The sequence below is a fragment of the Lentzea sp. NPDC004782 genome (assembly GCF_040609115.1).
Lineage (GTDB): Bacteria > Actinomycetota > Actinomycetes > Mycobacteriales > Pseudonocardiaceae > Lentzea.
The window spans coordinates 1-23,218 of sequence record NZ_JBEXJN010000045.1 but is presented as its reverse complement, the minus strand read 5'-3'; the positions used below and the strand labels follow the sequence as shown (position 1 = coordinate 23,218).

The following is a 23,218-nucleotide window of genomic DNA, read 5'->3' as shown; positions in this document are numbered from 1 at the left end:
TGTGTTGCCGGAGTAGTCCTCAGGCGATTCTCAGGTCCACGGAACGTAACGGCGGGACAGGGCTCCTCGATCTAGGGGGAGTAGACGTCGCGGCCGGATTCCCGGCCGCAGCTCGCTCCCGGAGGACCCAGCTCGTGGATTCACTTCCCGCAAGACCTCTGGCCGTCGTGATCGTCACCTACAACAGTGCGAACGTCATCGGCGGCTGCCTGGAGGCCCTGCCGGTCGCGCTGAGCGGGGTGGCGGACTGGCAGGCCGTGGTCGTGGACAACGCGTCCGCGGACAACACCGTGGAACTGGCCGAGGCCGCGGGCGCGAAGGTCGTGCGGCGGCTGGTCAACGACGGTTTCGCCGCGGGCGTGAACGCGGGCATCGCCGCGGCCCCCGGTTGCGACGTGCTGGTGCTCAACGCGGACATCAGGCTGGAGCCGGGCGCGGTCGCGACGCTGCGCGCGGCGGTCCGGCCCGGTGTCGGCATCGTCGCGCCGAAGCTCGTCGACTCCACCGGCGTCGTGCAGCACTCGGTCCGCCGTGAGCCGACGCCGTTGCGCGTGCTGGGCCAGGCCCTGCTCGGCGGCACGACCGCGGGCCGGTACCCGGCGCTGGGCGAGATCGTGACCCAGCCCGGTGAGACGGCCGACTGGGTCACCGGCGCGGCGTGGCTCGTCACCGCCGAGTGCGTCGACCGGGTCGGCGTGCTCGACGAGCGCTACCTGCTGTACTCCGAGGAAACCGAGTACATGCTCCGCGCGCGGGACGAGGGTTTCGCGATCCGGTACGAGCCCGAGGCCGTCGCCGTCCACCTCGGCGGCGAGTCCGAGACCTCGCCCCGGCTGTGGGCGCTGGTGCAGGCGAACCGGGTCCGGCTGCACCGCGAGCGGCACGGCCGGGCGCAGTCCGTGCTGATGTGGTTCGCGGTGGCGTTGAACGAAATTTTGCGCATTCACCGCCCGCGGCACCGTGCCGCGCTGCGCGGTCTGATCGGCATGCGGGAGTGGCCGGAACCGTTGGACACGAACAAGAACTCAGCCGCCTACCTGTGCTTCTCCGCGCAGGACTGGTGGTACCACAACCGGGCGCACTCCGACTTCCAGCTGCTGCGCCGGGTCGCGAAGCACCGGAAGGTGTTGCTGGTCAACAGCATCGGGCTGCGCATGCCGCTGCCCGGCCGCAGCACCCAGTTCCTGCGGAGGATCCTCCGCAAGGCCCGCAGCGTCGCGATGCTGGTGCGCCGCCCGATCCCGGACACCCCGGGTTTCCACGTGATGACACCGCTTCCGCTGCCGTTCTACGGAAAGCCGTGGCTGCGCAAGCTGAACTCGGTGCTGGTGCGCGCGCAGGTCCGCGCGGTCTGCCTGGCACTCGGCATGCGCGCCCCGGTCGTGGTCGCGACCATCCCCACCTCGTGGGACGTCATCAAGCCGATGCCGCGCGCCTCCTTGGTGTACAACCGTTCGGACCGCCACTCGGCGTTCCCTGAGTCGGACCAGGCGACCATCAAGGCGCTGGAGGACGAACTCCTCGCGCACTCCGACCACGTCCTGTACGTGAGCCGCGCGCTGCAGGCCGAGGACGAGCCCCAGACCGGCGCCCGTGGCCACTTCCTCGACCACGGCGTCGATCTGGACCACTTCCGCCGCCGCGACGAGCTGCCGGCGGACCTCGCGTCGATCAAGGGCCCGGTCATCGGGTTCTTCGGCAGCCTCGACGACTACCTGGTGGACTTCGACCTGCTGGAGCGGGTCGCGAAGGAGATCCCCGAGGCGCACCTGGTGCTGATCGGTGACGCCACCTGCTCGATGGAGCGCTACGAGAAGTACCCGAACGTCACGTGGCTGGACTTCCGGCCGTACGAGCAGATTCCCGCGTACGGCACGGGTTTCGACGTCGCGCTCATGCCGTGGCTCGACAACGACTGGATCAAGCACGCCAACCCGATCAAGCTCAAGGAGTACCTCGCGCTCGGCCTGCCGATCGTGAGCACCGACTTCCCCGAGGTGCGGCACTACCTCGACCGCGTCCGGGTCGCCCGCGACCCCGGTGACTTCGTCGAGCAGATCCGGCTGACGCTGAAGGACGGCGGCATCGGGACCCCCGAGCTGCGCCGCCGTTCGGTGCTGTCGGCCTCCTGGGACGCGCGCGCCCGCGACCTGATGCGTCTCGCCGAGGGAGAAGCCTGATGTGCGGCATCGCCGGAGTCCGGCGTTTCGACGGCGTACCGGTGGACCCGGCGGTGCTGCGGGCCATGGCGGCCACGCTGCACCACCGCGGCCCCGACGACGCCGGGATCTGGGTCGGTCCCGATGGTTCCACCGGATTCGCGCACACCCGGTTGTCGATCATCGACCTGGCCGCGTCCAGGCAGCCGATGGCGACGCCGGACGAGCGGCGGCACATCGCGTTCAACGGCGAGATCCTCAACTACCGCGAGCTGCGCGGTGAGCTGACCTACCCGTTCCGCACCGACGGCGACACCGAGACGCTGCTCGCACTGTACGAACAGGACGGTGTGGACGGCGTGCGCAAGCTGCGCGGCCAGTTCGCCTACGCGATCGACGACGCCCGGACCGGCGAGCTGCACCTGGTCCGCGACCGGATGGGCATCCTGCCGCTCTACTACTACGCCGACGCCAGGCTGTTCGCGTTCGCGTCCGAGATCAAGGCGCTGATCCCGCTGATCGGTGACCGGGGCGTGGACCACGCCTCGCTGCACGACTACCTCGCCCACCGGTCGGTTCCCGCGCCGTACACGCTGTTCGACGGCGTGCGGAAGGTGCTGCCCGGCCACCGGCTCACGGTCTCGCGCGGTGGTCACGTGCACGAGACGCCGTACTGGGAGCTGCCCGCCCAGGGGCTCGTGCGCGCCTGCACGCCCGAGGAGGCGGTCGCGCTCGTCCGGGAGGCGCTGGAACGGTCGGTGCGCGACGCGCTGGTCGCGGACGTGCCGGTCGGCGCGTACCTCTCCGGTGGCGTGGACTCCAGCCTGATCACCGCTCTCGTGGCCAAGGCGCGGGGCGGCGGCGAGCTGCACACGTTCTCCGCCGGGTTCGGCGACCCGCGGGTGGACGAGCTGCACTGGGCCGAGAAGGTCGCGGCCGAGGTGGGCAGCGAGCACCACAACGTGGTCGTGACCGCCGAGGACTTCCGCGAGAACTGGGGCAGGCTCAGCCGGCACCGCGACGCGCCGCTGTCCGAACCGGCCGACGTGGCGGTGTTCAAGCTCGCCGAGCTCGCCCGCCGCCGGGTGAAGGTCGTGCTGTCCGGTGAGGGCAGCGACGAGCTGTTCGGGGGCTACCCCAAGTACCGCTTCGCCCGCGCGACCCGGTGGGCCGGTGTCGTGCCGGCCTGGCTGCGCCACGCGGCGCTGTCCCGGCTGGAGAACGCCCTGCCCGCCAGGGCCGCCCGGTTCGGCGTGGCGCTGCGGGCCATGGCCGAACCCGGTGCGGCCGACCGCATGCGCGGCTGGTTCGCCCCGTTCACCACGGCCGAGCGCCAGGCGTTGCTCGGTGGTCCGGCTGTGCGTGACATCACACCCGCCTACACCCGTGGACGAGGGGACGCCCTGCGGCGCATGCTCTACGCCGACTCGCACGCGTGGCTGGCCGACAACCTGCTCGAACGCGGCGACCGGATGTCGATGGCGGCCTCGCTGGAGCTGCGGCCGCCGTTCCTCGACCACCGGGTCGCCGAGCTCGCCTTCACCCTGCCCAGCTCGGTGAAGGTGCGGCGCGGCACGACCAAGTGGGTGGTCAAGGAGGTCGCGCGGGAGCACCTGCCCGCCGACGTCGTGGACCGTCCGAAGTCGGGGTTCAAGGTGCCGCTGGACGCCTGGTTCCGCGACGGGCTCCGCGACATGGCGCACGACCTGCTCACCGGGCCGTCCTCGTTCGTCGGGGGCGTGCTGGACCCGGCGGGCGTGCGCACACTGCTGGCCGAGCACGACTCCGGCGGCAGGAACGAACAACCGCGCTTGTGGACCCTGCTCTCGCTCGAGGTCTGGCACCGCGAGCAGGCGAGGACCTCGGAGGTGGCGGAATGAGTCAGGCGACGAAGCGTTCGCGTAGGCTCGTGCTGACTGGGGCACGGGAAAAGCCAGGGGCAGACGTGGATTTCGTTAGCGCGCTGAAGGTCTTGCGCAGGCGCTGGGTGACCGTGCTGGTCGGAGTCGCGATCATGACCGCCGCGGGGATCGGCATCCTGATCGCCGTGCCGCCGACCTACCAGGTCAAGGCCTCCGACGTGCTGCTGGTGCCGGCCCAGGTCGGGTCGTCGCAGGCCGGTCAGGCCAACCCGTACCTGGGGTTCGGTGGCTCGCTCGGCATCGTCGCGCAGATCACCGCCCGCAAGATGAACGACTTCACCACCGTCGAGCTGATGAAGTCCTCCGGCGCGACGGGGGAGTACCTCGTCGACATCGTGCCCGGTGAGGCGCCGATGCTGCAGGTGACCGCCACGTCGAAGAGCGAGGCGGAGGCGCTGCGCACCGCGCAGGTCGTCGAGAAGGCCATGACGGACAACCTGCGGCAGAGCCAGGTCGACCTGAAGGCGCCGCCGCAGTTCCTCATCACGACCAACCCGATCACGCTGCCCAGCCACGCGGAGATCCAGCGCGGCAGCCAGCTGCGCGCGCTCGCCGGCATGCTCGTGGTCGGCCTCGCGTCGACCGTGCTCGCGGCGTTCGTGGTGGAGAGCGTGAAGACGCGCCGCCGGCAGCGGGCCGTGATCGAGGAGTCCCTCGTGGACAGTCCCGACCTGCCGCCGGTCGTGGACAACGCGCCGCCGAAACCGCCGGTAGCCCGGCCCGCCACGCCCGCGCGCCCGCCGGCCGCGGGGCCTCCGCCCGTGGTGCACAAGACGGGGTCCGAGGAGACGCACCGGTTCCGGCCGGTGCAGGTGCCGAGCGCCAAGAACGGCCAGAACGGCGAGGTCCAGTGGCCGAGCGAGGAGGGCCCGAAGCCCGCCCCGCAGTCGCGGCGCGAGTGAGCGATGCTCGACTTCCTCCGCCGACCCGAGCCCGGTGACGCGAGAGGCCTGCTGACCGTCTACGCGGTGCTGCTGTTCTGCCTGCCCGCGCAGATGATCATCGGGCCGCTCGGCGCCAGCGGCACCCCCGCGGGTGTCGTCGGGATGGGCATGCTGTTGTTCTGGCTGATGGTCAGGATGCTGCCCGGCAACGGCGTGAAGACGGGCCTGCAGCCGATCAGGCTGGTGGTGCTCGCGTTCGCCGGGTCGATCCTGCTGTCCTACGCGTGGGGCGTGCTGCACCCGCTGCCCGCCGACCAGCTCTCCGGCGCCGACCGGGCGATCCTCACGCTGCTGTCGTGGTGCGGCATCGCGTTCGTGGCCGCGGACCTCTTGCGCACGCGCAAGAGCGTCGAGCTGCTGCTGCGCACGCTGGTGATCCTGACGGGCATCATCGCCGTGATGGGGTTGCTGCAGTTCGCGACCGGCTTCAACATCGCCGAGCTCTACCACATCCCCGGTTTGAAGATCAACTACGTCATCGGGTCGGTGACGGACCGGTCCAACTTCCGCCGCGTGTCCGCCACCGCCTCGCACGCCATCGAGTTCGGCGTGGTGCTCGCGATGATGTTCCCGATCGCGCTGCACCAGGCGTTCTACGTCAAGACCCACCGCTGGCTGTGGTTCAGCCTCGTGGCGCTCATCGGCCTGGCCAGCCCGATGTCGGTGTCGCGGTCGGCGACGCTGGGCCTGTTCGTCGCGTTCATCGTGCTGTTCGCCGGCTGGTCCGGCGTGCGCCGGGCGATCGCGCTGCTCGTCGCGCCGGTCGCGATCGTCGTGCTGCGCGTGCTGATCCCCGGTCTCGTCGGCACGATCACCGGCCTGTTCACCGGCTGGCAGGACGACCCGAGCATCCAGGGCCGCACCGACGACTACGCCGTGGTCGGCGACTTCATCGACAAGTCGCCGTACCTCGGCCGCGGGTTCGGGACGTTCCTGCCCAAGACGTTCATCACGCTCGACAACCAGTACCTGGGCCAGATCGTGGAGACCGGGTTCATCGGCCTGACCGCGCTGATCGCGTTGTTCGTCGTCGGCATCTTCTCGGCCCGCGGCGTGCGGGCGCGCGCGATGGACGACGAGATGCGGCACCTCGGCCAGGTGCTGTGCGCGTCGATGGCGGTGGCGGGCCTGTCGTTCGCGACGTTCGACGGTCTCGGGTTCCCCATGATCAGCGGCCTGGTGTTCCTGCTGCTGGGCATCATCGGCGCGCTGTGGCGGCTGTCGCGGCGCGCGCTCGACGACCCGCCCCTCACCCGGCCGGAACGGCAGAAGGTGGCGCTGTGAAACTCGGATTCGCCTGCAGCTGGGACCCCGTGCCGGAACCGACGTGGTCCTACACGCCGTGGAACCTCCGCGCGGCACTTCGGTCCGTTGTGGACGTGGTGGACCTCGGTGTCTCGCATCCTCCTTTCGTGCGGCTGGGGCTGAAGGCCGCGCACGCCCGCCGGGCCGACGGCCGTTGGGTGTCGATGTGGCGGCACTCGCGAGGGGCCCGGTGGTACGAGGAAACGGCGCTGCGCAAGGCATGCCGGTCGTTGATGCCTGACGCGGTGCTGCAGGTCCAGGACCTCGCGGTGCTGGACCGGCCGTACTACCTGCTGCAGGACCTGAGCTACGACGTGCTGCTGGAACTGCTGGCGCGCGAGGGTGCCCTGACGCACTTCCCGTCGCTGACCGAGTCTTCCGTGCGGTGGTCGGCCGAACGGCAGCGGCGGGTGTACGCGTCGGCGGCCGGGGTGTTCGCGATGTCGCGCTGGTTCGCCGACCACCTGGTGTCGGTGACCGGACTGCCCGCTGATCGCGTGCACGTGGTGAACCCCGGCATCTCCGCGGTGTCGTCCGTGGTGGCCGACGAGGTGTTCGCGCGGCGGCTGGAGTCGCGGCGCAGGCTGCTCATGGTGGGCAAGGACTTCCACACCAAGGGCGGCGACCAGGTGGTGCGGGCGCTGGCGGTGCTGCGGCGCGAGGTCGACCCCGCGATCACGCTGACGGTGGTCGGGCCTTCGGAGTGGCCGCTGGCCGGTCCGGTGCCGGACGGGGTCACGTTCCTCGGGAGGCTGCCGGTGTCCGAGCTCGCCGCCCTGTACGACTCGCACGACCTGTTCGTGCTGCCGTCGCGGTTCGAGGGGTTCGGCATCGCGTTCGCCGAGGCGCTGTCGCGCGGACTGCCGTGCGTGGGCCGGGACGCGTTCGCCATGCCCGAGATCATCTCGGCCGGGCGGACGGGTGACCTCGTGCGGTCGGAGGACCCCGAGGACCTGGCGAAGGTGGTCGCGTCGGTGCTGCGGGACGACTCGATCTACCGGACCACCTGGGAGGCGCGGGAGGACGCGGCCCGGCACTACTCGTGGGAGCGCGCGGCGGCGGACGTCGTGCGCATCGCCGGGAAGGGATGATCTGTGGCGCTCTCCGTCGCGACCCGGCGCTTTCTGCGCAGGTCCGCCGACCGCGTGCTGTTCCCCGTGGGTTCGTTGCGCGGCGGCCGCACTTCGGACCGCCTGGTGGCCCTGACCTACGACGACGGCCCCGACCCGGTCGGCACCCCGGCCGTGCTGGAAGCCTTGGCGTCACTGGGACTGAAGGCCACCTTCTTCCAGCTCGCCTACCGCGCTGAGCGCTACCCGGAACTGGTGCGGGCGGTCCTCGACGAGGGCCACGAGATCGCCCTGCACGGCGTCGACCACACCCGGCTCACGACCGTCCCGCGCGGCGAAGTGCGGTCCCTGCTGGAGGACGGCCGTACCCGGCTGTCCCGTGTGGCCGGTCGGGACGTGCGGATGTTCCGGCCGCCCTACGGTTCCCAGTCACCCGCCACCTACGCCGCCACCCGGCGCGCCGGCCTGATGCCGGTGGTCTGGGGGCCGAGCGTGCGGGACTGGGTGGACGGGGCCGCCGCCGACGTCGCCGCCCGCGGCCTGGAGGGGCTGCACCCCGGCTCGATCATGCTGATGCACGACGGGTTCGAGGTGCCGCCCGGCGACACGACGCCGGAGCCGACGTTCGACCGCGGCGAGGTGACGCGGGAGCTGGTGGCGGAGCTGCGGGCGCGCGACTACCGGCCCGTGTCGGTGGGCCACCTGCTGACGCACGCGAAACCGTGGCGCTCGGCCTGGTTCCGCGACTAGCTCGATGAAGGGCTCCTTCCTCCACCTGAGGTGGATGAAGGAGCCCTTCATCGAACGCGACTACGGCATCGGGACCGGGGACGAGGCTTCTGTGGCGACCAAGGTGGGGCCGGCGGAGCCGTCCGCCGGCACCTGGTAGACGGAGCTCTTGCCCGTGGAGCCGGAGATCGCGCCGTAGGCCAACGTGTGGTCGTCCAGCCACGCCGCCTGGTCGTCGATGCCCGCCGTGTCCGGCAGCACGCGCTCCTGCCCGGACGCGAGGTCGAGCACGGCGAGCTCCCACCGCCCCACCCACTTGGTGGTCTTCTTGTACGCGAGCCGCTTGCCGTCGGGGGAGAGCGACGGGCACTCGGGTCCGATCCGGACGGTCTCCAGCGTCCGCGCGGCCAGGTCGCCCTTGACCAGCCAGCGCCGGCCGGCACCGAGGAACGTCGCGTAGAACGTGCGGTCGTCGGACCCCACCGTCAGGCCCCAGTAGTTGGCGTCGGCCGCGGCGTACGGCCTGCCCTCCACCGTGGCGCCGAAGGTCTCCAGCGACTCGACCACGGTGTCGGTGCGCAGGTCGTAGAAGCCGGTGCGGGTGGAGAACCCGCCGGCCGAGACGTAGGAGTCACCGGACACGAAGACGGTCCACGACACGACCTTGCCGGAAGCGGAGACGCGGGCCCGTGACGGCACACCGGGCAGCGGGATCGTCTTGAGCACGTGACCGGACGGGTCCAGCACCGCCGCCTCGAACGTCGGGCCGACGCCCGCGAGGCGCAGGCACACCGTGGTGCCACCCGCCGTGTACACCCGTTGGCAGCGCAAGCCCGTCGGGGTGCGGGTACCGTCCGATGTGGACAGTTCGGCGGTCGACACCGCGTCGTTGCCGTTCCGCTGGTCGATCAGGGTCAGCAGGCGCCCGGAGCGGGACTGCTGACCCTGATCGGCCGGACGGGCGGCGGTGCGCCAGACGTAGCCGCCGGTCGCGAGCACGACCAGCGTCACCAGGGCCACCCCGATCACGACGCGGTACCTGGCGAACCAGGACTTCACGCGGCAGCTCTCCTTCTGACGAGCAACACGACGAGCAACGAGACGGCGAGCCCGCCGCACGCGACGACGACCGCGGCGAGCACGGACGCGTACTGCAGCAGGAAGCCGAAAGCGATGGAGGACACGAGCTTCGCGAGCGCCTGACCGGTCTGCACGACGGCGAGGCCCGACCCGCGCAGGTCCTCGGGGATCATCGACCCCGCCCACGCCGACAGCACGCCGTCGGTGGCGGCGTAGAAAGCGCCGTGCAGCAGCAAAGCCGCGATCGCGATCGGGTAACCACCGCTGGGCGTCAGCAACAGCAGGTACACGGCGAGCAGCAACACGTGCCCGGCGAAGAAGATCCGCCAGCGCCCGGCGCGGTCGGCGAGCCGGCCCAGCGGGGTCGCGAGGAGCAGGAACGTCAGCGCGGTGCCCAGCGGCAGCAGCGGCAGGGCGCTCAACGGGATGTCGGTGGTCTTCTGCACCAGCACGAACACGAACGCGTCGGACATCGTGGCGAGGCCGAGGACCGCCGCCACGATCGTCACGCGGGCGAACGGCTTGTCCTTCAGCAGGGCCAGACCGGCCTTGATCGACGGCGCCTTCTTGGCCGAGGCGGGCGCGGCCGGGCGTTCCCGCACGAAGAACACCAGCGTGATGACACCGATCAGCGCGAACCCGAAGCTGGTGACGAAGATCGGGTCCGGTGCCGTGCCCAGGTTCGCCAGCAGCAGGAACGTCACCAGCGGGCCCAGCAGCGCGCCGACGGTGTCCATCGTGCGGTGCACGCCGAACGCGGTGCCGAGCTGGTGTGACGGAACACTCAGCGAGATCAGGGCGTCACGCGGCGCGGTGCGCAGACCCTTGCCCGCCCGGTCGGCGGCGAGCAGGCCGCCGATGCCGAACGCCGACGCGCCGGCCAACGGGAACGCCAGCTTCGTGACCGCGGACATGGCGTAGCCCACACCCGCGACGGCCTTGGGGCGGCGCAACCGGTCGGCGGCGTGCCCGCCCACGAGGCGCAGCACCGCCGTGGCGCCGGTGTACAGCCCGTCCAGCAGGCCGAACTGCACGTAACCGACGTGCAGCGTGAACAGCAGGTAGACCGGCAGGAACGCGGTGACCATCTCGGCGGAGACGTCGGTGAGCAGCGAGACCACGCCGACGGCGACCACCGCGCGGGGGACGCCTCCCAGCTTCGTGCCGTGCTCCGCCCGTGCGCCCGCCACGTACACGCCGACACCGCCTTCTTCCAGGAAGTGCCTGGACGCCTGAGTTCTCCGCTTGCTACATCGGCCGATACGAGACGGCGTTACACCGTCTGGGCGCACACGACCGTTCGCCGCTCCGTCCTTTGAGTGGAACACGTAACTCTTCGGCCGCTGATGACGACCTACGAGGCGTCGGACCCCGTTGGAAGTAGGGACCCTTGAGCTCTCCGCATGTGCTGATCATCGTGCAGAACCTGCCGGTACCCCTGGACAGGCGTGTCTGGCTGGAGTGCCGGGCGCTGACCGCCGCGGGGTACGAGGTGTCGGTGATCTGCCCGAAAGGTCCGGGAGATCCCGCCTATCAGCTGCTCGACGGCGTGCACCTGTACAAGTACGCGCCGCCACCGCAGGCCGAAGGCGCGCTCGGGTACGCGTGGGAGTTCCTGTACTGCTGGGTGCGCACGGCGTTGCTGAGCGTGAAAGTCCGCTCCCGCAGGCGATTCCACGTGATGCAGGCGTGCAACCCGCCGGACACCTACTGGGCGCTGGCGCTGCTGTGGCGGCTCGGCGGCGTGAAGTTCCTCTTCGACCACCACGACCTCAACCCCGAGGTGTTCCTGTCGCGGTTCGGTGAGCCGAAGGGCGCGGCGGGCAAGCTGCAGTACCGGATCCTGAAGTGGCTGGAGCGCAGGACGTTCCGCACGGCCGACCGGGTGACGTCGACCAACACCTCGTACCAGAAGATCGCGTGGACGCGCGGTTCGGTGCCGCCCGAGCGCACCACCGTCGTGCGCTCCGGCCCGGACACCACCGTGATGCGGCCTGTCGAGGGCGTGGACGAGCTGCGACGCGGCGGCAAACATCTGGTGGCGTACCTGGGAATCATGGGCCCGCAGGACGGCGTCGACGGTGTGCTCGAAGTCGCACGGCGAGTGGTTTTCGACCGCGGCCGCACCGACGTCCGGTTCGCGCTGCTGGGCTTCGGCGACTGCCTCGAAGACCTGAAGAAGCAGGCAGGAGCCTGGGGCCTGGACCCGTACGTCGAGTTCACCGGACGGGTCGGGCCCGAACAGATCACCCGTTACCTGTCCACGGCCGCGGTCGGTCTCGGCCCGGACCCGTTGTCGCCTTTGAACGACGTGTCCACTATGAACAAGACCATGGAGTACATGGCCTACGCTCTGCCGGTCGTCTCGTACCGGCTGACGGAGACCGTGGTGTCCGCCGGCGACTGCGCCGTCTACGTCGAGCCGGGTGACGTCGAGGCGTTCACCACCGCGTTGCTCGACCTGCTCGACGACGCGGAACGCCGCGGCCGGCTCGGCTTCGAGGGCAGGCGGCGCTGCGAGGCGGAGCTCGACTGGCGCCCGCAGGCCGAGAACTACGTCGCGGTGTTCGACGGGCTCACCGGTTTCGCCTCGCGGGGCCCGTTCCCCGGTGGCAGGCCCGAGCTGACCGCGGGCACCGACCAGTGGGGCAACAAGATGATCGACGTGAGCGACGACGCCGTGCTTCGTGCGTTCGCGGTCAACCGAACGGGAGAATGATGTTCGTCAGAAGGATCGCGGTCGTCGGCACCGGCTACGTCGGCCTGACCACCGGCGCCTGCCTCGCGTCGCTCGGGCACAGCGTGGTGTGCGCGGACGTCGACGAGACCAAGGTGGAGCGGCTGTCGCGCGGTGAGGTCGACATCCTCGAACCGCGGCTCGCGGACCTGGTGAGCGAAGGTCTCGCGTCCGGCCGGTTGTCCTTTGTGCTCGGTGCGTCCGCCGCGGTGGCCGACGCCGAGGTCGTCTTCCTCTGCGTGCCCACGCCGATGGGCGTCGGCGGCATCGCGGACCTGCAGGCCGTCGAGTCCGTTGTGGACGAGACGCGCGACCTGCTGCCGTCCGGCTGTGTGATCGTGAACAAGTCCACCGTGCCCGTGGGCACCTCGGTCCGCACCGCCGAGCTGCTGCGCCGCGACGACGTGGCCGTCGTGTCGAACCCCGAGTTCCTGCGCGAGGGCTCCGCCGTCCACGACTTCCTCAACCCCGACCGGATCGTCGTCGGCTGCGACCAGCAGGACGCCGCCGAACGCGTCGCGGCCCTCTACGCCCGCCTCGGCGCGCCCACGGTGCTGACCGACGCGGCCTCGGCCGAGATGGTCAAGTACGCGGCCAACTGCTTCCTCGCGATGAAGCTCTCGTACGTCAACGCGGTGGCGGAGCTGTGCGAGCGGCTCGGCGCGAACATCACCGACGTCACCGAGGGCATGGGCTACGACAAGCGCATCGGCCAGGCGTTCCTCAACCCCGGCCCCGGCTGGGGCGGCTCGTGCCTGCCCAAGGACACGCACGCGATGCTGCAGGTCGCGGACGCGGCCGACTTCGAGTTCCGCCTGCTGCGCGCCACGATCGACACCAACGAGCGCCAGCGCCAGCGGATGGTCGAGAAGGTCCGCCTGGCGGTCACCGGCAAGCGCGGCGGCTCGCTGTCGCACGTGCGGCTCGGCCTGCTCGGTCTCACGTTCAAGGCGGGCACGGACGACCTGCGCGACTCGCCCGCCCTGGCCGTCGCGGCGCTGCTGAAGCAGGCCGGCGCCGACCTCGTGGGCTACGACCCGGCGCTGGCGGGCGGCACGGACCTGGGCGCGGTGTCCGTTGTGGACGATCCGTACCAGGCGGCGAAGGACGTCGACGCGCTGGTCGTGCTGACAGAGTGGCCGGACTTCCGCTCACTGGACTGGGCGCGCCTCGCCGAGACCGTGCGGCAGCCCGTTGTCGTTGACACGCGGAACATCCTGGACCCGGACGTCATCCGCCGGGCGGGCTTCACCTGCACGTCGCTCGGCCGCCGGTAGTCCATTTGAGACAGTCCGATTAGCTCAATGGTGTGAGTGGGCGCGCGGTGTTCGTGTGCTAGCGCTTTGATTCCCCGCAACACCCGGCGGGACCAGTCCGCCGGGTCTTGCCGGGAGGTTCCCACCATGGCTGGACTCATGGACATCATCACCGGGCTCGTGCACCAGGCCAGCGGCCTGCTGGCCCAGGCGAGCCACCTCGCGAGCGGCCTGCTGTCCGGCCTCGGCCTCTGAGCCCCTGTCCACACCAGCACGCTCGCCGTCGATGAACGGCGCATTCGTTCACCTCAGGTGGACAAATGCGCCGTTCATCGAGACGGCAGGGGGCTCACCAGCGCGGCAGGTCCGGCGCGCAGCTGGTCACGCCGGCGAAGAAGTCGGTCTCCGGCAGTGGCGACCCGCTGAGGTCGAACGCGCGGATGTACGACTCCGGTTCGTCGTCGGCGAACGACTGACTTCCGTGGCACCGCACGGCTTCGCGCTTCAGCTGCGCCACCGCGGCCGTGTCGACGACGGTCCTGCCGTGCCCCCGCAGGTAGAGCTTGGCCGGGATGCCGGTGCTGCGCACGGCCAGCCGGGCGACGCGGCCGACGTGCGTGCGGTCGCGGTGCCGGTCCTCGTAGGTGACGACGACCTGCGGCTGGTAGTGCTCGATCAGCGCCGCAACCCGGCCTGCGGCGGTTTCCACCGGCACGGCGCAGAAAGCACCGGGCGGCACCTCGCCGGTCACGCCGGAGTCGTGATATCCCAGCAGTTCCAGGTCTGTGACGCCCAGCACGTCGCACGCGGCGACGAGCTCCGCCCGCCGGTGTGCCGCCACCAGCTCGGGGTGGTGTCCCAGCTCGCCCGGCCGCGCCCCGCCCGGCGCGTTGCCCAGCTCGCCGCTGGTGCACGTGACGACGACCACCCGGACACCCTGACCGGCGTAGTGCGCCAGCACCCCTCCGGTCGCGCACGACTCGTCGCCGGGGTGGGCGTGGACGGCCAGCAGGGTTCTAGGTCCGGCGAACTGCACGCGCGGACGGTACCCGTTAACTACTCTCCGGCGCGTGACCGACTTGCCGTCCGGCCTGAAGCCGCTGGAACTCGCCCACCACCTCCGCGACCAGATCGAGCGCGGCCACACCTACGCCCGCTCCCGCAAGCGCCGGTTCCGCTGGAAGTCCGTGACGGTCCGGCTGACCACGCTGGTGCTGTCGGCGACCTCGACGATCATCCTCGGCCTGCAGAACCTCGACCCCTGGACCGGCACCGCGTTCTCGCTCGTCGCCGTCGTCACGGTGGTCAGCGCGCTGGAGCCGTTCTTCGCGTGGCGGTCGCTGTGGGTGCTGATGGAGGAGGCCAGCTACAGGTTCCACCGGCTGCAGGACGACCTCTCCTACTACATCGCCTCGCGCCCGGCGGACGAGATCGATCCGGACCGGGTGCGCGAGATGTTCCAGCGCTACCAGGAGATCTGGGACACGCTGAGCGCCAGCTGGCTGAAGTTCCGGGAGAACGCCTGATCACCTGCCGAGGAACGTGGCGCGGCCGGGACCGTCGGTGAGGAAGCTGTGCACGGCCCTGGGCAGGTCCTGCGTCTCGAACAACGCGGACGCGATCGTCGTGACGTGCGCGTCCGCCTCCGGCACGCCACCGTGCTCGAAGTGCGCCAGGACCTGCTTCGTGGCGGCGTGCGCCTGCGTCGGGCCGACCGCCAGCGAGAGGGCGAACTGTTCGGCGGCGGCCGCGAAACCGTCGTCCGGCAGCACGCGGTTCACGACGTTCCAGCGCTCCAGCGTGGCGGCGTCGTAGAGGTCGCCGGTCATCACGAACTCCTTGGCCCGGCCGACGCCCGCGCGGGCCGCGAGGCGTTGCGTGCCGCCCATCGTCGGCGTGAGGCCCACGACCTTCTCCACGAGCCCGAAGCGGGCGCTCTGCGCCGCGAGGATCAGGTCGCACGCCACCGCCAGCTCGAACGCCCAGGTCAGGCACAGCGCGTGCGCGGCGAAGACGGTCGGGATCGGCAGTGCGGCCAGCCGCTGGGGGAGCAGCAGCATGCGGTCGAACAACGCCTGCGCGTCCTCGCGGTACTCCTGCGCCGCGAACAGCGCCACGTCCACACCGCCGCTCACGACCTTGCCCGTCGCGTTGACCAGCAACGCCCGCGCGTCACCCAGCTCGTCGAGCGCGTCGTGGAACTCCGAGTCGAGGTCCAGGGAGTAGAGGTTCAGCGGCGGCGCGTCGATCGTGATGATCGCCAGCTCGTCCCGCCGGGTCAGGTGGATCTTCATCGGTCACAGCCAATCACGGCGCTTGAACATGACGTACAGGATGGACGAGAGGAGCAGAATGCCCGCCGTGGCGATCCAGACGCCCCACCACTGCTGGAAACCGGGGTACGGCACGTTCATGCCGTAGTAGCCGGAGATCGCGGTCGGCACCGCGATGATCGCGGCCCAGCTGGTGACCTTCTTCATGATCGAGTTGAGCCGGTTGCCCTGCACCGCCACCTCGGCCTCGCGCAGGTTCGTGACCAGCTCGCGCATCGACTCGGTCAGCTCGGCGGTGAACAGCGCGTGATCCTTGACGTCGAGGTAGTACGGCATCATCTCGTCGTCCACGAGGTCGTGCTCGCGGTGCAGCAACGACCCCAGCACCTCCCGCATCGGCAACGCGACCCGCCGCAGCTGCACCAGGGCGCGCCGCAGCTGCAGCGCCTTGCGGCCCACGTGCGGCTTCTCCTGGTAGATCCGGTCCTCCAGGGCCTCGATGTCGTCGTCCAGCTGCTCGGCGGCGGCGTAGTGGCTGTCCACCACGTCGTCGAGCAGGCCGTGCAGCAGGAAGCCGACACCGCTCTTGGCCAGCGTCGGGGCGGCGTCCCACCGGCGCAGCACGCCCGCGAGGTCGTACTCCTCGCTCTTGCGGACGGTCACCAGCGCGTTGCGGGCGACGAAGACGTCGACCTCGCACGGCCTGATCTCGTGCTCGGCGTACCGGACGGCGTAGACGCTCAGGAACAGGTGGGTGGGGTAGCGGTCGACCTTGGGCCGCTGGCGTTCGCCGAAGGCGTCCTCGATCGCGAGCTCGTGCAGGCCCAGTTCGTCGCGGAGCAGACCTATCTCCTCCTCCGACGGCGCGCAGAGGTCGAACCACACCACCGAACCCTGATCTTCCAGGTGACGCGCGACGTCGGCGACGGGAAAGCTCTGGTCGACGAGTTCGCCGTTGCGGTACAAGCGGGTCCGGCTCATGGGTGACAAGCCTACGTAGATGTACTCAGATGTGAGGATCGGCGCCCAACTGCCGCTACCCTCGATCCGGTGAAGGTGGACCAACCTCAACGCATTGGCGACTACCTGCTGCTGGGCAGGCTCGGCCGTGGCGCCATGGGAACGGTCTACCTGGGACAAGGCAGCGACGGGCGGCAGGTGGCGGTGAAGGTGGCCCGCGCCGAGCTCGCCGACGACCCGCGCTTCCGCGAACGCTTCCGCCGCGAGGTGCAGATGGCCCGCGCGGTCGGGTCGGCCGGCACCGCGGCCGTCGTGGACGCCGACACGCGCGCGCCCCGCCCGTGGATGGCGACGGAGTACGTGCCCGGCCCGACGCTGCAGGAGGCGATCGAACGGCACGGCCCGTTGCCCGAGCACCACCTGCGCAGACTGGCCGAGGGGCTCGCCGAGGCGCTGACCGCGATCCACCGCGCGGGGCTCGTGCACCGCGACCTGAAGCCGTCCAACGTCCTGCTGGGCGCCGACGGCCCGCGCGTGATCGACTTCGGCATCTCGCGCGCCATGGAGCACACCGCGCTGACCGAGACCGGCATGGTCTTCGGCACCCCCGGTTTCCTCTCGCCGGAGCAGATCACCGGCCAGGAGGTCGGGTGCCCTTCCGACGTCTTCGCGCTGGGCGCCGTGCTGGTCTACGCGGCCACCGGCAAGGGCCCGTTCGGCGAGGGACCCACCGCGACGCTGCTGTACCGCGCGGCCCACGGCGAGCCCGACCTGGACGGCGTGCCGAAGACGCTGCGCCCGCTGGTGCAGAAGTGCATGCACCGCGACCCGGCCAAGCGCCCCGAACCGGCGGAGGTCACGCGCCTGCTCGCCCAGGTCGTCACGCCGAAGCCGCCGACCGCCAAGCTGCCCGCGCCGATGACGCCCGCCGCCGCGACGTTCTCGACGTCGCGGATCGTGCCGTTCGCGTGGGGCCTGACCAACCTCGCCGCGGGCCTGCTGGCCGCCGCGATCGCCGACCCGGCCGCGCACGCCAACGGCGCCACCCAGCTGCTGGCCCTGGCCGCGTTCTTCGTCCTGGTCGTGCGCGCCGTGCGGTTCTTCAGCGCGGCCGCCCGGCGCAAGGTCGTGATCGAGATCAGCCGCGAGGGCATCGCCACCACCCGCAACGGCAAGTTCCACCAGTACTGGTGGTACGAGCTGGCCCGCGTGCGCGTGGTGCCGCACAAGAAACGGCCGTGGGTCGTCGTGTGGCTGAAGGACCCGGCGCCGCGCCGCTTCTTCAGCGCGCACCACGGCGGCGTGCGGGTCTTCCCGATCGCGCACGAGCGGACCCGGCGGCGGCGCGAGCGCGACGTGGCCGAACTGCGCGCCGCCCTGGCCTGGTACCTGCCGCGCTCCTACGACGGCCGCTGATCGGTCCACTCGCTGGTCACCGCGACCTGGACGGACACCGTGCCGTCCGGCAGCGGGCTGTCCGGCGCCTTGAGCTCCACCGACCCGGTCACCTGCCCGGTCACCGGGTCGATGGTGAAGCTGGTCCGGCCGCCGTCCGCGGACACCCTGCCGTTGTCCCAGTGGATCTCGGGGGATGCGGCGAGCTCGCGGTAGGTCGCGGCCTTTTCCGCGTTGGTGGTGTACGGCGAGAGCAACCGGGACGAGGCGCTCGCGAGCTTCTCCGCCGGTTCGGTCCGCAGCGGCAGCGCGAGGCTGGCCTCCTTGCACGGCATGGTCGTGCAGAACGTGCCCCACAGCGCCGGGCCCCGGTAGTCCGCGGGGGCCATCCGGTCCGGTTCTGTCTGGGTGCCCGCGATCGGCTGCCTCCCGCCGGTCTGCCGGCGGTAGATCACGATCATCTCGCCCTGCCTGGTCGGGAGCCACGCGTCGACCTGGAACTCGACCTTCGCGGCACTCCAATCCCGGCTGTTCGGTGACCCGATGGACATGGCCTGCCAGATCATGTACCGGACGTGCTTGTACCGCGCGGGAGGGTCCTGGGCGACCTCCAGCAGCGCCGCCGCGTCGGTGAGCGACGTGGCCGGGGCGGTCGGCATGGTGGCGGGCGCGTCCCGCCCGGCCGGCCGCAGCAGCACCACCAGCCCGGTGATCATCACCACCGCGATCGCCGCGGCCGCGATGCCGACCCAGTTGCGGGAACGGCGTTTCGGCTGCTCGGTGAAGAGCTGCTCGCGCAACCGGGCCAGCCGCACGTCGTCCGCGGGCCGCACCGAGTAGAGCTCGGCGAGGTCGTCGTCCAGCAGGTCACGCATGGCGGAGCTCCAGTTCCTTGAGCTTGGTGCGCAGGCGGTGCAGCCGGGACCGGGCGGTGCCGGGGTTCAGGCCGAGCGCCTCGGCCGTCTCCTGCACGCTCAGTCCGGCGAGCGACACGAGCAGCAACAGGTCGCGGTCGCCGCTGGGCATCCGGGCCAGCTCACCGGCGATCAGCCGCAGGTGCGAGCGGGCGTCGATGCGGGTGACCACCGTGTGCTCCAGCGTCTCGGCGACACCGAGGTCGACGCCGTACCGTTCGGCCGTGCGCAACAGCCGGACCTCGCGTTTGGCGTGACCGCGCAACAGGTTCGTCGCGATGCCGTAGAGCCAGCCGACGACACTGCCCCGCTGCGGGTCGTAGGACTCCTGACCGCGCATGGCGGTCAGGAAGGTCTCGCTGACCAGGTCGTCAGCCACGTCGACACCCACTCGCCGCGCCAGATACCGGTGCAGCGGCTGAGCGTGCTCGTCGAACAGCTCCGCGAACATCACGCCCCCAGTTGGCTTCCCGCGGCTCCCGTGTTGCAGTGACCTGAATCACAGTGGACGGGCCGCAGATCATGGTCGCATGACGACCTGGACCGTGACGGCAGCTGACGCCGCGCGTTCACCGCTCAACCGCGAGTACAACGCCGAGATGATCAGCCGCTACTGGGGGCGGCCGACCGACGACGCGGAGATCGACGCCTACGAACGCGACGAGCAGGACCACGACGTGCCGGTGTTCCTCGTGGTGTCACGCGACGGCGAGGACGCGGGGTGTCTCGGCATGCGGTTCCTCGGCGACGGTGTCGGCGAGCTGACCCGGATGTTCGTCCGGGTGCCGTTCCGCGGTCGGGGCGCCGCGTCGGCGTTGCTCGCGGCGATGGAGGACGAGGCTTTGCGGCGCGGCGTCACGGTGCTGCGGCTCGACACCCGCAGCGACCTCGTCGAGGCCAGAAATCTATACGCCAAGCACGGTTTCATCGAGATCGAGAACTACAACGACGCGAAGTACGCCGGGCATTGGTTCGAAAAGAGGCTAACGTCCGCCCATCTGGACGCGATTTCCTGACCGGGTCGGGATGACGCGCGCCAGGAGGCATTGAACATGCGGTTGCGTCCACTGGTGGCGGCTGCTGCCGTCACCGCGGCACTGGTGGTGACCCCGGCCTCGGCGGCTCCCGCCGGTCGGGTGCTGGGTTACGTCGCCAACAACGGCGGCGGGGTGTCGGTGATCGACACGGCCACGAACGCGGTGTCCGAGACGATCACCGACAGCGGCGGCAGCTCGCCGTACATGGCGGCGGTCGCGTTCGACGGGACTCGCGGTTACGTGACGAACTCCGCGCAGAACACGCTGACCGTCATCGACACGCCGACCAACTCGGTCGACAAGGCCATCCCCGTCGGGAACCACCCCGCGGGTGTGGCGGTCGCGCCCGGCGGCGGTTTCGTCTACGTCACCAACTACGGCGACGGCACGGTGTCCGTGGTCGACACGGCGACCCTGACGGTCACCGCGACGATCGCGGTCAGCTCGAACCCCGACGGCGTGGTCGTCACGCCGGACGGCAAGTCCGTCTACGTCACGCACGACATCGCCGGCGGCGGCTCGGTCTCCGTGATCGACACGACGGCCAACGCCGTGGTCGCCTCGATCGGGGTGGGCGGCAACTCGACGGCGATCGCCGTGTCCGCCGACGGCACGCGCGCGTACGTCGTGAACAGGAGCTCGCACACGGTCTCCGTGATCGACACGGCCTCCCGGACCGTCATCGGCACCATCGGCGTCGGCGACTTCCCGCACGGCATCGCCCTTCTCGGCACGCGCGCCTACGTGCCGAACAGCGCGTCGAACTCGGTGTCGGTGGTGGACCTGACCGCGATGGTGGAGCTGCAGCGGATCCCGGTCGGTGACCGGCCGATCAGCGTGGCGCTGCTGCCGGACGGGTCGAAGGCCTACGTCACGAACTTCAACAGCAACACGGTGTCGATCATCGACACGGCGTCCAACGCGGTCACCGGCTCGATTCCGGTCGGTGAGCGCCCGGTGGGCATCGCGATCCACTTCGTGCCGCCCGCCGCGGCGAAGCTGACCGCCGGCACGGCACAGCTGCAGCTGCGGCTGGTCGGCTTCACGGTCCGCTCGCTCAACGCCACGCTGACCGAGACGCACACCGGCGCCCCGGTCGAGGGCGCGCAGGTCGTGTTCCGCACGGTCAAGGGCAACCCGCTGTGCACCGCCACGACCAACTCGTCCGGCAAGGCCACCTGCGACGCGAACGTGTCGTTGCTGGTGGGGCTGAACACGCTGCTGCAGGGCTTCACGGCCTCGTTCGCGGGCGACAACGAGCACACCGGCGCCAGCGCGCACGGCAACATCGTGCTGCTGTAGCTGTGAACGTCCGGTACTTGTCGTAGCCGATCGTGGCGCCGGCACCGACACCGCCGATCGTGGTGACGACGGCGGTGTCGGTGTCCGCGGTGCGCACGTCGGTGGGCCGGACAGCGATTCCTTCTGAAACGACCGCCAGGCCTGGGCTTGTCATCGGAGTTGTCACGGCGGTTTCGTCGCGCTGGTCTGCCGTCGGTTCGCGACACCTGCGCGAGGCCCACCTACGGCCTGCCGTCCACGACCGTCGTGACGACCCCCGAGCAGGTGTCGGTGCAGCCCGGCCAGACCTTCGAGCTGAGCGGCACCTTCACCAACACCTCGGCGCAGCCGCTGTACGACGTGACGTTCGCGCCGCGCGTGCCGTCCGGGTGGAGCGCCTCGGCCGCGGTGCGGGCCTTCCGGGTCGCGCCCGGCGAGTCGCTCAGCGGCAGGTGGACGGTGCGGGTCGGGGCCGATCCTGTCGTCGGCCTGACGGACGTGCCCGCGGTGGCGCAGTTCCAGCCCTACCGGTTCAGCTCGGGCGCCGAGGCGGAGAAGGCCGTGCGCGTGCACGTCTGGAAACCGTTGCCCGCCGGGCAGTCCTACGTGCAGGGCAACGACCGCTCCGTCGAGGGCAGGACGCTGACGACCGGGGGAGTCAGGTTCGGCAAGGGCATCGGCACGACGCCCGCGGACCACACGGTCGAGATCGGGACGTGCACCCGCTTCGACGCCACGGTCGGGGTGGACGACGAGGTCGACGGCCGTGTGGACCGCGCGGCGGGCGCCGGAGGATCCGTCACGTTCGCCGTCCTCGGCGACGGCCGCGTGCTCTACGAGAGTCCGCTGCGCAGGTCCGTCGACCCGGCGTTGCCCGTGAGCGTCGACGTCAGCGGGGTGAAGTCGCTGACGTTGCGCGTGACTGACGGCGGCGACGGCACCAGCCTCGACAACGCGGTGTGGGGCGACGCGCGAGTGACCTGCTAGGCGGCGAGGGGCACGTCGGCGCGGTTCACGAAGTCCTCGCAGGACAGCCGGGACGCGACGCCGTGGACGACCTGCCACCCGGCGGGCACCTGCAGCTCCGCCGGCCAGATCGAGTACCGGCCGGCTGGGCTGACCAGCACCAGGAACATGGTGTGGGGCTGAGCGAACGGGGGAGTCATGACCTCAGGGTGACGCGGGACACCTCTCGTCCGGCTATCTCCGCGCTCAAGCTCACCGTCCCAGCTTCCGGATCACAGCGCCCGTGTGGTTGTGTTGGGCCGTGACTGTGGAACAGGTGGTCCTCCTGGCCGAGGACGGTTCGGCCATCGGCGTGCAGGACAAGGCCGTGGTGCACCACGCGGACACCCCGCTGCACCTGGCGTTTTCCAGCTACGTCTTCGACTCGGCCGGCCGCGTCGTGCTCACCCGCCGCGCGCTGCACAAGAAGACGTTCCCCGGCGTGTGGACCAACACCTGCTGCGGTCACCCGCTGCCGGACGAGGACATGGCCGGGGCCGTGCTGCGGCGCCTGCGCGACGAGCTGGGCATGACGTGTTCCGACCCGGAACTGCTGCTGCCGCGCTTCCGCTACCGCGCCGAGATGGACGGTGTCGTCGAGAACGAGATGTGCCCGGTGTTCCGGGTGCTCTCCGACGACGAGCCCGACCCGAACCCGGACGAGGTCGACTCGGCCGAGCGCGTGCCGTGGACCGAGTTCGCCGCCTCGGTGCTCGACGGCACGCGCGAGGTCTCGCCGTGGGCACGGCTGCAGGTGCCCGAACTGGTGAAGCTCGGACCCGACCCGCTGGCGTGGCCGGTGGCGGACCGGGCGGGGCTGCCTGCCGCGGTCCAGCTCACCTGACGCGGCGGTCCAGGCCGGGCGGTCACGCGACCGAGTTGATGACGTTACGTCTCGGTTTTTGCTGCGGGTCCAGCCAGCTGGGTGCGTAGAACGTCGGGATGCCGTGCACCATTTTCACTTCCCACTCACTCCGGTGAATGAGCGTGTGGTGATGGCGGCACAGCAGAACCGCATTCTTGACCGACGTATCGCCACCATTCGCCCAGTGACGCACATGATGCGCGTCGCATTGTTTGGGTGGTCTGCCGCAGATGGGTCGACCTTGAGCGCGCCTTCCGAGTTTCCTCGGGCACGTTTCTCAAGGTCG

The 23,218-nt window shown here is 70.6% G+C and carries 23 protein-coding genes; 14 read left to right on the top strand and 9 right to left on the bottom strand.

What is annotated here, in order from left to right; all coding sequences use genetic code 11:
• The first annotated feature begins 134 nt into the window (after positions 1 to 134).
• The 6 genes from ABZV40_RS33315 (at position 135) to ABZV40_RS33290 (ending at position 8,150) form a co-directional block, all read left to right on the top strand.
• Positions 135 to 2,180, top strand: coding sequence for a glycosyltransferase (locus ABZV40_RS33315; RefSeq protein ID WP_355450592.1), 2,046 nt, complete (start codon positions 135 to 137; stop codon positions 2,178 to 2,180).
• Positions 2,180 to 4,039, top strand: coding sequence for an asparagine synthase (glutamine-hydrolyzing) (gene asnB, locus ABZV40_RS33310; RefSeq protein ID WP_355450589.1), 1,860 nt, complete (start codon positions 2,180 to 2,182; stop codon positions 4,037 to 4,039). Before ABZV40_RS33315 ends, asnB begins: the two co-directional genes overlap by 1 nt.
• A 65-nt stretch (positions 4,040 to 4,104) precedes the next feature.
• Complete coding sequence (locus tag ABZV40_RS33305) at positions 4,105 to 4,983, top strand: hypothetical protein (RefSeq protein WP_355450586.1); 879 nt, start codon at positions 4,105 to 4,107, stop codon at positions 4,981 to 4,983.
• A 3-nt stretch (positions 4,984 to 4,986) separates the two neighbouring features.
• The gene (locus ABZV40_RS33300; protein ID WP_355450584.1) at positions 4,987 to 6,309 is read left to right on the top strand and encodes an O-antigen ligase family protein; all 1,323 of its coding nucleotides are present in this window, start codon (positions 4,987 to 4,989) and stop codon (positions 6,307 to 6,309) included.
• Positions 6,306 to 7,421 carry a glycosyltransferase family 4 protein gene (locus ABZV40_RS33295; RefSeq protein ID WP_355450581.1) on the top strand — a complete coding sequence of 372 codons (1,116 nt, stop codon included), beginning with the start codon at positions 6,306 to 6,308 and terminating at the stop codon, positions 7,419 to 7,421. Before ABZV40_RS33300 ends, ABZV40_RS33295 begins: the two co-directional genes overlap by 4 nt.
• A gap of 3 nt (positions 7,422 to 7,424) precedes the next feature.
• The gene (locus ABZV40_RS33290) at positions 7,425 to 8,150 is read left to right on the top strand and encodes a polysaccharide deacetylase family protein (RefSeq protein WP_355450578.1); all 726 of its coding nucleotides are present in this window, start codon (positions 7,425 to 7,427) and stop codon (positions 8,148 to 8,150) included.
• Between the two features lie 60 nt (positions 8,151 to 8,210).
• Here ABZV40_RS33290 and ABZV40_RS33285 read toward each other — a convergent pair whose 3' ends face one another.
• The gene (locus ABZV40_RS33285; RefSeq protein ID WP_355450576.1) at positions 8,211 to 9,188 is read right to left on the bottom strand and encodes a hypothetical protein; all 978 of its coding nucleotides are present in this window, start codon (positions 9,186 to 9,188) and stop codon (positions 8,211 to 8,213) included.
• Positions 9,185 to 10,405, bottom strand: coding sequence for an MFS transporter (locus ABZV40_RS33280; RefSeq protein WP_355450573.1), 1,221 nt, complete (start codon positions 10,403 to 10,405; stop codon positions 9,185 to 9,187). The genes ABZV40_RS33285 and ABZV40_RS33280 overlap by 4 nt, the downstream gene beginning before the upstream one ends.
• 194 nt (positions 10,406 to 10,599) lie before the next feature.
• On the opposite strand from ABZV40_RS33280, the gene ABZV40_RS33275 reads away from it, so the two are divergent.
• Together ABZV40_RS33275 and ABZV40_RS33270 are read left to right on the top strand one after the other, a co-directional pair.
• Positions 10,600 to 11,928, top strand: a complete 1,329-nt coding sequence (locus tag ABZV40_RS33275; RefSeq protein ID WP_355450570.1) for a glycosyltransferase family 4 protein — start codon at positions 10,600 to 10,602, stop codon at positions 11,926 to 11,928.
• Positions 11,928 to 13,223: a UDP-glucose/GDP-mannose dehydrogenase family protein gene (locus ABZV40_RS33270; RefSeq protein WP_355450567.1), complete on the top strand. Its 1,296-nt coding sequence runs from the start codon at positions 11,928 to 11,930 to the stop codon at positions 13,221 to 13,223. Before ABZV40_RS33275 ends, ABZV40_RS33270 begins: the two co-directional genes overlap by 1 nt.
• Before the next feature lie 328 nt (positions 13,224 to 13,551).
• Here the strand turns inward: ABZV40_RS33270 and ABZV40_RS33265 are convergent, their stop codons facing one another.
• Entirely contained in the window at positions 13,552 to 14,238 is a 687-nt protein-coding gene (locus ABZV40_RS33265) for a PIG-L deacetylase family protein (RefSeq protein ID WP_355450564.1), read from the bottom strand.
• A gap of 34 nt (positions 14,239 to 14,272) precedes the next feature.
• On the opposite strand from ABZV40_RS33265, the gene ABZV40_RS33260 reads away from it, so the two are divergent.
• A complete protein-coding gene (locus tag ABZV40_RS33260) occupies positions 14,273 to 14,728 on the top strand; it encodes a DUF4231 domain-containing protein (protein ID WP_355450561.1) in 456 nt (151 codons plus the stop codon).
• Here the strand turns inward: ABZV40_RS33260 and ABZV40_RS33255 are convergent, their stop codons facing one another.
• Positions 14,729 to 15,496, bottom strand: coding sequence for an enoyl-CoA hydratase/isomerase family protein (locus ABZV40_RS33255; protein ID WP_355450558.1), 768 nt, complete (start codon positions 15,494 to 15,496; stop codon positions 14,729 to 14,731).
• Between the two features lie 3 nt (positions 15,497 to 15,499).
• Positions 15,500 to 16,456 (bottom strand): magnesium transporter CorA family protein, encoded by a 957-nt coding sequence (locus ABZV40_RS33250; protein WP_355450555.1) that lies wholly within the window; start codon positions 16,454 to 16,456, stop codon positions 15,500 to 15,502.
• 69 nt (positions 16,457 to 16,525) lie between these two features.
• On the opposite strand from ABZV40_RS33250, the gene ABZV40_RS33245 reads away from it, so the two are divergent.
• A complete protein-coding gene (locus ABZV40_RS33245) occupies positions 16,526 to 17,851 on the top strand; it encodes a serine/threonine-protein kinase (RefSeq protein WP_355450552.1) in 1,326 nt (441 codons plus the stop codon).
• On the opposite strand, the gene ABZV40_RS33240 is transcribed toward ABZV40_RS33245, so the two are convergent.
• Both ABZV40_RS33240 and ABZV40_RS33235 read right to left on the bottom strand, forming a co-directional pair.
• Positions 17,836 to 18,705, bottom strand: a complete 870-nt coding sequence (locus tag ABZV40_RS33240) for a hypothetical protein (protein ID WP_355450549.1) — start codon at positions 18,703 to 18,705, stop codon at positions 17,836 to 17,838. The genes ABZV40_RS33245 and ABZV40_RS33240 overlap by 16 nt on opposite strands.
• The gene (locus ABZV40_RS33235) at positions 18,698 to 19,195 is read right to left on the bottom strand and encodes a sigma-70 family RNA polymerase sigma factor (RefSeq protein WP_355450743.1); all 498 of its coding nucleotides are present in this window, start codon (positions 19,193 to 19,195) and stop codon (positions 18,698 to 18,700) included. Before ABZV40_RS33235 ends, ABZV40_RS33240 begins: the two co-directional genes overlap by 8 nt.
• 79 nt (positions 19,196 to 19,274) lie before the next feature.
• On the opposite strand from ABZV40_RS33235, the gene ABZV40_RS33230 reads away from it, so the two are divergent.
• From ABZV40_RS33230 to ABZV40_RS33220, 3 genes are all read left to right on the top strand, one after another.
• Positions 19,275 to 19,760 (top strand): GNAT family N-acetyltransferase, encoded by a 486-nt coding sequence (locus tag ABZV40_RS33230; RefSeq protein ID WP_355450546.1) that lies wholly within the window; start codon positions 19,275 to 19,277, stop codon positions 19,758 to 19,760.
• Between the two features lie 36 nt (positions 19,761 to 19,796).
• Entirely contained in the window at positions 19,797 to 21,083 is a 1,287-nt protein-coding gene (locus ABZV40_RS33225; RefSeq protein ID WP_355450543.1) for a beta-propeller fold lactonase family protein, read from the top strand.
• A gap of 246 nt (positions 21,084 to 21,329) precedes the next feature.
• Positions 21,330 to 22,049 (top strand): NPCBM/NEW2 domain-containing protein, encoded by a 720-nt coding sequence (locus tag ABZV40_RS33220; RefSeq protein WP_355450540.1) that lies wholly within the window; start codon positions 21,330 to 21,332, stop codon positions 22,047 to 22,049.
• Here the strand turns inward: ABZV40_RS33220 and ABZV40_RS33215 are convergent.
• Complete coding sequence (locus ABZV40_RS33215) at positions 22,046 to 22,228, bottom strand: MbtH family protein (protein ID WP_355450536.1); 183 nt, start codon at positions 22,226 to 22,228, stop codon at positions 22,046 to 22,048. The genes ABZV40_RS33220 and ABZV40_RS33215 overlap by 4 nt on opposite strands.
• Before the next feature lie 107 nt (positions 22,229 to 22,335).
• Between ABZV40_RS33215 and idi the strand changes: the two genes are divergently transcribed.
• Positions 22,336 to 22,911, top strand: coding sequence for an isopentenyl-diphosphate Delta-isomerase (gene idi / locus ABZV40_RS33210; protein ID WP_355450740.1), 576 nt, complete (start codon positions 22,336 to 22,338; stop codon positions 22,909 to 22,911).
• Positions 22,912 to 22,933: 22 nt separating this feature from the next.
• Here idi and ABZV40_RS33205 read toward each other — a convergent pair whose 3' ends face one another.
• On the bottom strand, positions 22,934 to 23,164 hold the full coding sequence (locus ABZV40_RS33205) for an HNH endonuclease signature motif containing protein (RefSeq protein ID WP_355450737.1): 231 nt from the start codon (positions 23,162 to 23,164) through the stop codon (positions 22,934 to 22,936).
• Between the last annotated feature and the right edge of the window lie 54 nt (positions 23,165 to 23,218).

Excerpts from the sequence above, each read along its gene's own strand:
- asnB (WP_355450589.1), top strand. The coding sequence starts at position 2,180 with ATGTGCGGCATCGCCGGAGTCCGGCGTTTCGACGGCGTACCGGTGGAC.
- ABZV40_RS33270 (WP_355450567.1), top strand. The coding sequence starts at position 11,928 with ATGTTCGTCAGAAGGATCGCGGTCGTCGGCACCGGCTACGTCGGCCTG.
- ABZV40_RS33230 (WP_355450546.1), top strand. The coding sequence starts at position 19,275 with ATGACGACCTGGACCGTGACGGCAGCTGACGCCGCGCGTTCACCGCTC.
- ABZV40_RS33300 (WP_355450584.1), top strand. The coding sequence starts at position 4,987 with ATGCTCGACTTCCTCCGCCGACCCGAGCCCGGTGACGCGAGAGGCCTG.
- ABZV40_RS33255 (WP_355450558.1), bottom strand. The coding sequence starts at position 15,496 with ATGAAGATCCACCTGACCCGGCGGGACGAGCTGGCGATCATCACGATC.
- ABZV40_RS33215 (WP_355450536.1), bottom strand. The coding sequence starts at position 22,228 with ATGACTCCCCCGTTCGCTCAGCCCCACACCATGTTCCTGGTGCTGGTC.
- ABZV40_RS33240 (WP_355450549.1), bottom strand. The coding sequence starts at position 18,705 with ATGCGTGACCTGCTGGACGACGACCTCGCCGAGCTCTACTCGGTGCGG.
- ABZV40_RS33235 (WP_355450743.1), bottom strand. The coding sequence starts at position 19,195 with ATGTTCGCGGAGCTGTTCGACGAGCACGCTCAGCCGCTGCACCGGTAT.
- ABZV40_RS33250 (WP_355450555.1), bottom strand. The coding sequence starts at position 16,456 with ATGAGCCGGACCCGCTTGTACCGCAACGGCGAACTCGTCGACCAGAGC.
- ABZV40_RS33225 (WP_355450543.1), top strand. The coding sequence starts at position 19,797 with ATGCGGTTGCGTCCACTGGTGGCGGCTGCTGCCGTCACCGCGGCACTG.